The following is a 9,550-nucleotide window of genomic DNA, read 5'->3' as shown; positions in this document are numbered from 1 at the left end:
CCCGCGCCGGCCGGGTCGGCATCGCGCCGATCGACCTGACGGCAACCGCTCCGCCCCGCCACGAAGGTGGTGATCCCCGCGCATCAGGAGCCCGAAACATCGCGTCGCAGGCCCGGCGCCTCGATCAGTCGCGTCGGACCGCCGCGACGTCGCCCCGGCCGGCGCGTGATGCCGCTCGCACCGCCGTTGCTCGATGCAGTCCCGCGCCGGCCGGGTCGGCATCGCGCCGATCGACCTGACGGCAACCGCTCCGCCCCGCCACGAAGGTGGTGATCCCCGCGCATCAGGAGCCCGAAACATCGCGTCGCAGGCCCGGCGCCTCGATCAGTCGCGTCGGACCGCCGCGACGTCGCCCCGGCCGGCGCGTGATGCCGCTCGCACCGCCGTTGCTCGATGCAGTCCCGCGCCGGCCGGGTCGGCATCGCGCCGATCGACCTGACGGCAACCGCTCCGCCCCGCCACGAAGGTGGTGATCCCCGCGCATCAGGAGCCCGAAACATCGCGTCGCAGGCCCGGCGCCTCGATCATCCGCCCCCGAATCGGCTGCGCATCCGTCACGCTTTTCCTACAATGACGGCTGTCCGCGACTCCGAGCCCCGCCATGTCCCGTCCTCCCGCCGCCACGCCGAGCGAATCGTCCCTGACCGTGATGCTGTGGGTCGTGGCCACCGGCTTCTTCATGCAGACGCTGGACGCGACCATCGTCAACACGGCCCTGCCCTCGATGGCGGCGAGCCTCGGCGAATCGCCGCTGCGCATGCAGTCGGTGGTGATCGCCTACTCGCTGACGATGGCGGTGATGATCCCCGTCTCGGGCTGGCTGGCCGACACCTTCGGCACGCGCCGCGTGTTCTTCAGCGCGATCCTGATCTTCTCGGCCAGCTCGCTGCTGTGCGCCAACGCCCACACGCTGCCGCAACTGGTGGCCTTCCGCGTGGCGCAGGGCGTGGGCGGCGCGATGCTGCTGCCGGTCGGCCGGCTCGCGGTGCTGCGCACCTTCCCGGCCGAGCGCTACCTGCCGGCGCTGTCCTTCGTCGCGATCCCGGGCCTGATCGGCCCGCTGATCGGCCCCACGCTGGGCGGCTGGCTGGTCAAGATCGCCTCCTGGCACTGGATCTTCCTGATCAACGTGCCGGTCGGCGTGGTCGGCTGCCTGGCCACCTACTACTCGATGCCCGATTCCCGCAATCCCTCGGTGGGCCGCTTCGACCTGCGCGGCTACCTGCTGCTGACCACCGGCATGATCGCCGTGTCGCTGTCGCTGGACGGCCTCGCCGATCTCGGCATGGACCACGCCGCCGTGCTGGTGCTGATGATCCTCGGCCTGGCCTCGTTCGTCGCCTACGGCCTGTACGCGGTGCGCGCGCCGAACCCGATCTTCTCGCTCGAGCTGTTCAAGATCCACACCTTCAGCGTGGGCCTGCTCGGCAACCTGTTCGCGCGCATCGGCAGCGGCGCGATGCCCTACCTGATCCCGCTGCTGCTGCAGGTCAGCCTCGGCTACTCGGCCTTCGAGGCCGGCCTGATGATGCTGCCGGTGGCCGCCGCCGGGATGTTCTCCAAGCGCGTGATCACCGGGCTCATCACGCGCCACGGCTACCGCAAGGTGCTGCTGGCCAATACCGTGATGGTCGGGCTGCTGATGGCCAGCATGGCGCTGATGAGCGATCGCCTGCCGCTGTGGCTGCAGGTGCTGCAGCTGGCGATCTTCGGCGGCTTCAACTCGATGCAGTTCACCGCGATGAACACGCTCACCCTCAAGGACCTCGGCACCGGCGGCGCGAGCAGCGGCAACAGCCTGTTCTCGCTGGTGCAGATGCTGTCGATGAGCCTGGGCGTGACGGTGGCCGGCGCGCTGCTGGCCACCTTCACCGGCGTGATGCGTAGCGTCACCCCCACCCACACGCTGCCGGCCTTCCACGCCACCTTCCTGTGCGTGGGCATCATCACGGCCGGCTCGGCCTGGATCTTTGCCCAGCTCTCGCCGGACGTGCGCGGCGCGGCCAAGAAGACCGATCCCTCGGAACGCGCCTGAGCGGCACGAACGGGGCCGCGCGGGTGCGCGGCGCGCCCCGCGATGCACCACCGCGGTGCAATCTAGACCCGCGCCGGGCCGGCCGCCACCCTCGCCCTCGCCCCGAACCCGCCGCGACGGACGGCACCTGCCGCGCATGCTTCTTGCTCCTTCACGTGCGCTAGGTAAACTGTCACCCTCTCCCCGGCCGCCACCATGATGACCATGATCGACATCGATCCTCCCGGCTTCCAGCCGCCGCGCCCCGTCGCCGGCGACGACGGCAACCGGCGCACCGTGCTGTACGGCGACTACACCGTGTTCAGCGTGTTCCAGCCGGTGTTCTCGGTCTCGCACCGGCGCGCGATCGGCTATCACGCCTCGCTGCGCGCGCATGGCGGCGACGGCGCCCAGGTGCCCTCGCACGAGGTGTTCACGCAGGCGGCGCGGCGCGGCGACCTGCTGGAGCTGGGGCGGCTGGCGGAATCGCTGCACCTGGGCAACTTCCACGCCTTCGACAGTCAGGAGGAATGGCTCTTCCTGAGCCTGCACCCGGCCGCGCTGATGGACACCATCTACGGCGACGCGCTGCTGGCCAATCTCAAGGCGCTGGGCCTGCCGCCGCAGCGCGTGGTGCTCGAGGTGCCCGAGCAGGCCGGGGGCGACACGCCGCGCTTCGGCGCGATCGTCGACGGGCTGCGCAAGGCCGGCTTCCTGATCGCGCTGGGCGGCTTCGGCGCCAAGCATTCGAACATCGACCGCGTCTGGCACCTGCATCCCGACATCGTCACGCTCGATCGCGGCATCCTGGCCCAGGCCAGCGAGCACTCGCATCTGGAGCGCGTGCTGCCGGGGCTGGTCTCGCTGCTGCACGAATCGGGGCAACTGGTGCTGATGGGCGGCCTGTCGACCGAGCGCGAGGCGCTGATCGCGCTCGAATGCAATGTCGACTTCGTGCAGGGCACCTACTTCTCGGGGCCCAGCGTCGAGCCGGTGCAGCCGCAGGCCGCCGCCGGCTGCATGGATACGCTGTCGGCCGCGCTGCGGCTGCGCGTGGCCGAGCGCGAGCGCAACCAGCAGGCGCGTCTCGCGCCGTACCTGAGCGCGCTCGAACAGGCCAGCACCCAGCTCGGCGCCGGCCAGGACGTGGAGACGGCCACCGCCGCGCTGCTGGCCCTGCCCGACGCGGCGCGCTGCTTCCTGCTGGACGCCTCGGGCCACCAGATCGGCGACAACGTGCTGCCGAGCATCCGCAGCTCGCAGCGCGCCAAGCGCTTCCGCCCGCTGCTGCATTCGGAAGGCGCGAGCTGGGAGCGACGCCCCTACTTCATCGACGCGATGCGCGCGCCCGGCCGCGTGCGCGTGACGCCGCCCTACCTGTCGATCAACGAGGCTCACCTGTGCGTGACCGCCTCGGTGGCCGCGCCCGGCGCGGACGGCATGCAGGTGCTGTGCGTCGACATCAACTGGTGATCTGAGCGGGAGGACGCCGGCGGGCATCTTGCTCAAGCAGGCTCAAGCAGGCTCAGGCGGGCTCGGGCGGCGTGGGCGCTTCGCCGGCGGCATCGAGCAGGGTGTGCAGCAGCACCTCGGCGCGCCAGCGCTTGCGGGCGCGATCGCGCCCGGCCAACTGCACCAGCTCGCGCAGCCGCGCATTGACCGGCGCGGCCATGCCGATCTCGGCGGCGAGCCGGACGATCTCGCCGTTGAGCCAGTCGATCTCGGTCGAGCGGCCCGCGGACAGATCGTCGGCCATCGAGGAGCGCGCCAGCGGATCGATCTCGAGCATCGAGTTCGCCAGCCGCGAGAACAGCGCATCGGGCAGCGACAGCAGCCCCGGCATCCAGCCCGGCGGCAGCAGGGTCAGCCAGGCCGGCCGCAGGCCCGCGCGGCGCAGCACGCGCAAGGCCTCGCGCTGGGCCAGCGCCAGGCAGCGCCGGTAGTCGCGCTGCGCGAGCTGCTCGCGCAGCGGCAGCGCCGAGAGCGCATTCACCGCATTGTTCAGATTGAGCAGCAGCTTGGCCCACTGCACGGCCAGGATGTGCTCGCTGTGCCGCAGCGGCAGCACCGCGCGATCGAACACCTCGTCGATCCTCGCCAGATGCGGCGAGGCCTCCACCACCAGCTGCCCGCCCGAGCCCTGGTGGAACAGGCCGTCGCCGCGCGCAATCACGTTGAAGGGCACCATGCCGGCCAGCACCGTGCGCGCCGGCAGCGCGATGCGCAGCGCATCGGCCTGGCGCACGCCGTTCTGGAAACTGATCACCACCGTGCCGGGACGCAGCACCGGTTCGAGCGCGGCCGCCGCCGCCGGCGTGGCGGTGCACTTGACGCTGACCAGCACCACCTCGGCATCGGCCAGCGAGCGCGGATCGGTATCGAAGGCGATGCGCTCGGGCGCGACCTGCGCCTCGCGGCCCAGGTAGTCGTTCAGCGTGAGGCCGTGTTCGCGCAGCATCTCGCCGGTCGCGGCGCGCCCCACGAAGCGCACATCGCCGCCGGCGACGGCGAGCCGGCCGCCGATGTAGCAGCCGATCGCCCCCGCGCCGAACACGGCGATCCTGGTCACCCGGCTCAGGCGCTCGCGCCGCGCGGCCCGTGACGCTGCGGGCCCGAGCGTCGTTCGATCTCGTCGCGCAGCGCGCGGCGCAGGCCCATCGCGAACGCCACCTCGGCCACCACGAACAGCGGCCCGATCGCCAGGCCGATCACGTCGTCGACGAAGGCCGGCTTGCGGCCCTCGAAGGCGTGGCCGACGAACTGGATCACCCAGCCGAGCAGGAACAGGCCGATCCCGGAACCGAGCCAGAGCGCGGTGCTCCCGCCGGCCAGCTCTCGCGCCAGCCATAGCGTGAGCGCCAGCAGCACGCTCATGGCCAGGCCGAAGCGCAGGTCGAGCCGCAGGTAGTAGATCGCGATGGCCACCGTCAGCAGCAGCGCCGGGGTCAGCGCGATGCCGGCGAGGGTGCCGGCCACCGGCCGCGACAGCAGCACGGCCACGGCGACCACGATCATCGGGATGCCGAACAGGTGTGTGAGGATATTGCGCGTATCGCGGTGATACGCGGCGTAGTTGGCGAGTTGATCGGTCAGTGTCTTCATCGTGTCTGCCTCCTTGACGAGCGCTATCATGCGTCTTGCCCAGCGCCTACGCTGTCAGCTACCCGACATCCCCCATGCCCGCGCCGCCCGCCGACCTGCTCCCCCGACTCGACGCGAACCCCTGGTTCCGCGCACTGCCCGACGCGCTGCGCGCGAGCCTGCTCGACCTCGCCACGCCGCGCGAACTCGTCGCCGGCGAGACCCTGTTCCGGCGCGGCGACCCGCCCTGCGGCCTGTATGCCGTGCTGTCCGGCGCGCTCAGCATCGGCGCGGTCGATCCGGACGGACGCGAGGCCCTGCTGACCGTTCTCGAGCCGACCACCTGGTTCGGCGAGATCTCCCTGTTCGACGGCCAGCCCTGCACGCACGATGCGATTGCCGTGGAGAACACACGACTTTTGCATCTCGCGCAAGCTGCACTGCAGCAAGTGCTCGAGGCCGAACCGCGCTACTGGCGACACTTCGGGCTCCTGATGGCGCAGAAGCTGCGCCTGTCGTTCCTGACCGTGGAGGCGATCAGCGTGATGCCGGCCGCGCAACGGCTGGCCGCGCGCCTGCTGATGATCGCCGAGGGTTATGGCGGGATCAGCACCGGCCACACGCGAATCCGGCTCTCGCAGGAGAAGCTCGCCGCGCTCGCCTCGCTCACGCGCCAGACCACCAACCAGTTGCTCAGGGAGCTGGCCGCGCGCGGCATCGTGCGGGTGCAGGTCGGCGAGATCGAGATCCTCGATCGCGACGCGCTGCGCGCCGCCAGCGGCGAGATCGGCCGCGCGCTCTGAGCGCGAGCCGGCGCCTCGGGCGCGCCTCGCGATCCCGAGGCGCGGAACTTGTTAGCATGGCCGCTTCGCAGCACCACGCGACGCGCACCACGCGCGCCGCGTCTCATCTCATCCACTCTTCCAGCGAGGCCTCGAACGATGTCGCCAGCCAGCCCGATCTTCCAACGCATCCTGCTCACCAACGACGACGGCTACGACGCGCCGGGCTTGAAGGTGCTGGAGGAAGTCGCCGCCACGCTGGCGCGCGAGGTCTGGGTGGTCGCGCCGATGGCCGACCAGAGCGGCACCTCGCATTCGATCAGCCTGCACGAACCGCTGCGCGTGCATCGCGAGGGCGAGCGCCGCTTCGCCGTGCGCGGCACGCCGGGCGACTGCGTGGCCGTCGCGGCCGGCCATCTGATGCGCGAGGCGCCGCCCGAGCTGGTGCTCTCGGGCATCAATCGCGGCGCCAACCTGGGCACCGAGACGGTGTTCTCGGGCACGGTGGGCGCCGCGATGACCAGCATGCTGCTCGGCATCCCCGCCATCGCGCTGAGCCAGGCCTTCGCCGATCGCAACGCGGTGCCCTGGGGCACGGCCGCCGCGCACGCGGCCGGCGTGATCCGCCAATTGGCGCAAGCCGGTTGGGAGCGCGATGCCTGCCTGAACGTGAACTTCCCGGCGGTGGCCGCCGACGCGGTGGGGTCGTTGAAGGTGACGCAGCAGGGCATCGGCCTGCTCGGCGGCATCGAGGTGGTGTCGCGCACCGATCCGCGCGAGCTCGACTATCACTGGCTGCGGCTCAGCCGCGGCCCGCGCGACGACGCGCCCGACTCGGAAACCGCCTCGCTGCGCGCCGGCCATGTGACGGTCACGCCGCTCAAGTTCGAGCGCACCCACGATACGGCCCGCGCGCGGCTCGCGCAGAAGCTGGCGGGCTGAGCGGCGCGGCCACGCTCATCGGCGCTCGCGACATGCTCGCCCGCCGGCGAGCGTCACGGGCCGGCCGCGGCCTCGTCGAACACGGCGGCGGCCGAGCGCAGCCGAGCCACGTCCTGAGCCGGCGACGCGCCGAATTGCCGGGCGTATTCCCGCGAGAACTGCGAAGCGCTTTCATAACCGACCGCGAAGGCCGCCTCGGTAACGGCGCGGTTCTCGATCATCAGCAGCCGGCGCGCCTGCTGCAGCCGGACGATCTTCTGGTATTGCAGCGGCGCCAAGGTCGTCACCGCCTTGAAGTGGCGATGAAAGGTCGCCAGGCTCATGCCGGCCAGCTCCGCCAGTTCCTCGATATGCAAGGGCTGGTCGTAGCGCGTGCGAATGCGGGCGACGGCGCGCCGGATCCGGTACAGCCGGCCATCCGCGCGCGCGATCTGGCGCAGCACGCGCGCATGCGGCCCCTGCAGCAGGCGGAAGAGGATTTCCCGCTCGATCAGCGGCGCCAGGGCCGGAATCTCGGCGGGATGGTCGAGCAGGCGGATCATGCGAACCCAGGCGTCGAGCAGGGCCGCCGAGACGGGTTCGACGGCGAAGCTCGCCCCCGCCTCCCCATCGCGCACCTGCGGCAGGTGCGCCAGCAGCTCGGCGACGATCGCCGGCTCGAAGACGAGGCTGATCGCCAGGTAAGGCCGCTGCCGGCTGGCCTCGACGATGCGGCCCGTGGCCGGCACTTCCACCGCGGTCACGAAGCAGTTGCCCGGGTCGTAGTCCAGCACCCGGTCGCCGACGATCACGCTCTTCGCGCCCTGCACGACCAGGCAAAGCATCGGTTCGTACAGCCCTGCCAACGGGCCCGTGGTGGCCTGTCCGCGCGACAGCGACACGCGCGCGATGGCCGTGTCGGTCCGGCGCCCCTGCGCGTGGCGCAGCAGCCCCTCGCGCAATTCGGATAGATATCGTTCCATGCAGCGAGTATGGTTCGCCCCCCTCGCCCCCACAAGCTCGGCACCGGGCGATTGAGAGAATCGGGCAAGTCATTGACAGGATCGGACGCGTGCCGCGCGGGTCGCCCTCCTAGCATGGGAGCACTTTCCCAAGGAGGTCCCCTCATGCACGATCGACACACCGCCCTCGTGACCGGCGCGAACAAGGGCATCGGACGAGAAATCGTCCGGCAACTGGCACAACGCGGCTACACCGTCTGGATGGGATGCCGCGACGCGCGGCGCGGAGAACGAGCCGTGCAGGAATTGAAGCAAGCCGGCCTGGATGTGCACCTGCTCGAAATCGACGTGGCGGACGACGAGAGCGTGGCGCTGGCGGCGCGCGCCCTGGCCGCGCAGACCGACCATCTCGACGCGCTGGTCAACAACGCCGGCATCCTGGGGCCGCGCGCCCATGCGCTGGAGGAATCGACGACGCAAATGCTGGCGACCTACCAGGTCAACGTGTTCGGCGCGGTGCGGGTGACCCAGGCGTTCCTGGGCCTGCTGAAGGCGGCGCGTTGCGCGCGCATCGTGAACGTCGGCAGCGGGCTCGGTTCGCTCACCCTCACGTCCGATTTCACCAGCCGCTACAGCGGCTTCAACCACCTCGGATACAACAGCTCGAAAGCCGCGCTCAACGGCGTGACGGTCTCGCTCGCGAATGCCTTGCGCGAGTTCGGCATCAAGGTGAACTCGGCGGACCCGGGCTACGTGGCCACCGACTTCAACGACCACGCGGGGCCTCGCACGGTCGAGCAGGGCGCCACGCCCGCGGTGCGGCTCGCGACGCTCGACGAGGATGGCCCCACCGGGCGGTTCTTCGACGAATACGGCCCGCAGGCCTGGTAGCGCAGCCGGCGGCTCGAAAATGAAAAAGCCCTCGCGAGGAGGGCTTTCGAATCGAACGGAACCTGCCGTGACTTACGCGAAGTTCTTCGCGGCGAAGTCCCAGTTCACGATGTTCCAGAACGCTTCGACGAACTTCGGACGTGCGTTGCGGTAGTCGATGTAGTAGGCGTGTTCCCACACGTCGATCGTCAGCAGCGCCTTGGCGTCGGTGGTCAGCGGCGTGGCGGCGTTGCTGGTCGAGACCAGGTCGAGCGAGCCGTCGGCCTTCTTCACCAGCCAGGCCCAGCCCGAACCGAAGGTGCCCACGGCCGTCTTCGTGAAGGCTTCCTTGAAGGCGTCGAACGAACCCCACTTGGCGTTGATCGCGTCGCCCAGCGCGCCGGTCGGCGCACCGCCGCCCTGCGGCGAGAGGCTGTTCCAGAAGAAGGTGTGATTCCAGATTTGCGCGGCGTTGTTGAAAATACCGCCCGACGACTTCTTCACGATCTCCTCGAGCGAGAGGTTCTCGAACTCGGTGCCCGGGATCAGGTTGTTCAGGTTCGTCACATAGGTCTGGTGGTGCTTGCCGTAGTGGAACTGGATCGTCTCTGCCGAGATGTGCGGAGCGAGCGCGTCTTCAGCGTACGGCAGCGGCGGGAGCGTATGAGCCATGGCGATTCCTTTGAAGTATGTGGGGGACTAGGGCCTGCAGAGCGTCCGATTGTAGGCGAGACCGAATAACCCCGCAAACTCGCGGGTATTCGAAATCGCCCGCCTCCGTCCGACCGGCAGGGATGTGCGGAGCGAGCGCGTCTTCAGCGTACGGCAGCGGCGGGAGCGTATGAGCCATGGCGATTCCTTTGAAGTATGTGGGGGACTAGGGCCTGCAGAGCGTCCGATTGTAGGCGAGACCGAATAAC

General features: G+C 70.1%; 9 protein-coding genes. 5 read left to right on the top strand and 4 right to left on the bottom strand.

Features of this window, described 5'->3' with window-relative positions:
* Positions 1-601 precede the first annotated feature (601 nt).
* Together mdtD and F3J18_RS33150 are read left to right on the top strand one after the other, a co-directional pair.
* Positions 602-2,035 carry a multidrug transporter subunit MdtD gene (gene mdtD / locus F3J18_RS33155; protein WP_123035987.1) on the top strand — a complete coding sequence of 478 codons (1,434 nt, stop codon included), beginning with the start codon at positions 602-604 and terminating at the stop codon, positions 2,033-2,035.
* A 198-nt stretch (positions 2,036-2,233) separates the two neighbouring features.
* Positions 2,234-3,487 carry an EAL domain-containing protein gene (locus F3J18_RS33150; protein WP_025098194.1) on the top strand — a complete coding sequence of 418 codons (1,254 nt, stop codon included), beginning with the start codon at positions 2,234-2,236 and terminating at the stop codon, positions 3,485-3,487.
* A 52-nt stretch (positions 3,488-3,539) separates the two neighbouring features.
* Here F3J18_RS33150 and F3J18_RS33145 read toward each other — a convergent pair whose 3' ends face one another.
* Both F3J18_RS33145 and F3J18_RS33140 read right to left on the bottom strand, forming a co-directional pair.
* Positions 3,540-4,583, bottom strand: coding sequence for a 2-dehydropantoate 2-reductase (locus F3J18_RS33145; protein WP_166916337.1), 1,044 nt, complete (start codon positions 4,581-4,583; stop codon positions 3,540-3,542).
* A gap of 5 nt (positions 4,584-4,588) precedes the next feature.
* Positions 4,589-5,116: an Mpo1-like protein gene (locus F3J18_RS33140; protein WP_025098196.1), complete on the bottom strand. Its 528-nt coding sequence runs from the start codon at positions 5,114-5,116 to the stop codon at positions 4,589-4,591.
* Between the two features lie 74 nt (positions 5,117-5,190).
* On the opposite strand from F3J18_RS33140, the gene F3J18_RS33135 reads away from it, so the two are divergent.
* Positions 5,191-5,898 (top strand): Crp/Fnr family transcriptional regulator, encoded by a 708-nt coding sequence (locus F3J18_RS33135; protein WP_025098197.1) that lies wholly within the window; start codon positions 5,191-5,193, stop codon positions 5,896-5,898.
* Between the two features lie 138 nt (positions 5,899-6,036).
* Complete coding sequence (surE, locus tag F3J18_RS33130; RefSeq protein ID WP_096750311.1) at positions 6,037-6,819, top strand: 5'/3'-nucleotidase SurE; 783 nt, start codon at positions 6,037-6,039, stop codon at positions 6,817-6,819.
* A gap of 53 nt (positions 6,820-6,872) precedes the next feature.
* Here the strand turns inward: surE and F3J18_RS33125 are convergent, their stop codons facing one another.
* Complete coding sequence (locus tag F3J18_RS33125; RefSeq protein ID WP_166916335.1) at positions 6,873-7,781, bottom strand: AraC family transcriptional regulator; 909 nt, start codon at positions 7,779-7,781, stop codon at positions 6,873-6,875.
* Between the two features lie 144 nt (positions 7,782-7,925).
* Here F3J18_RS33125 and F3J18_RS33120 point away from each other — a divergent pair, with 144 nt between their 5' ends.
* A complete protein-coding gene (locus F3J18_RS33120) occupies positions 7,926-8,651 on the top strand; it encodes an SDR family oxidoreductase (protein WP_166916333.1) in 726 nt (241 codons plus the stop codon).
* A gap of 72 nt (positions 8,652-8,723) precedes the next feature.
* On the opposite strand, the gene sodB is transcribed toward F3J18_RS33120, so the two are convergent.
* Complete coding sequence (gene sodB / locus F3J18_RS33115; protein ID WP_025098201.1) at positions 8,724-9,302, bottom strand: superoxide dismutase [Fe]; 579 nt, start codon at positions 9,300-9,302, stop codon at positions 8,724-8,726.
* Positions 9,303-9,550: the final 248 nt, after the last annotated feature.

This window comes from Burkholderia sp. Ax-1720 (genome assembly GCF_011753035.1).
Classification (GTDB): domain Bacteria; phylum Pseudomonadota; class Gammaproteobacteria; order Burkholderiales; family Burkholderiaceae; genus Burkholderia; species Burkholderia gladioli.
The sequence above is the reverse complement of the archived record's forward strand: the minus strand, read 5'-3'. Positions and strand labels throughout refer to the sequence as shown.

Bases quoted from the DNA above. Each gene is read 5' to 3' on its own strand.
- mdtD (WP_123035987.1), top strand. From the start codon at position 602: ATGTCCCGTCCTCCCGCCGCCACGCCGAGCGAATCGTCCCTGACCGTG.
- F3J18_RS33150 (WP_025098194.1), top strand. From the start codon at position 2,234: ATGACCATGATCGACATCGATCCTCCCGGCTTCCAGCCGCCGCGCCCC.
- F3J18_RS33140 (WP_025098196.1), bottom strand. From the start codon at position 5,116: ATGAAGACACTGACCGATCAACTCGCCAACTACGCCGCGTATCACCGC.
- F3J18_RS33135 (WP_025098197.1), top strand. From the start codon at position 5,191: ATGCCCGCGCCGCCCGCCGACCTGCTCCCCCGACTCGACGCGAACCCC.
- surE (WP_096750311.1), top strand. From the start codon at position 6,037: ATGTCGCCAGCCAGCCCGATCTTCCAACGCATCCTGCTCACCAACGAC.
- F3J18_RS33125 (WP_166916335.1), bottom strand. From the start codon at position 7,781: ATGGAACGATATCTATCCGAATTGCGCGAGGGGCTGCTGCGCCACGCG.
- F3J18_RS33120 (WP_166916333.1), top strand. From the start codon at position 7,926: ATGCACGATCGACACACCGCCCTCGTGACCGGCGCGAACAAGGGCATC.
- sodB (WP_025098201.1), bottom strand. From the start codon at position 9,302: ATGGCTCATACGCTCCCGCCGCTGCCGTACGCTGAAGACGCGCTCGCT.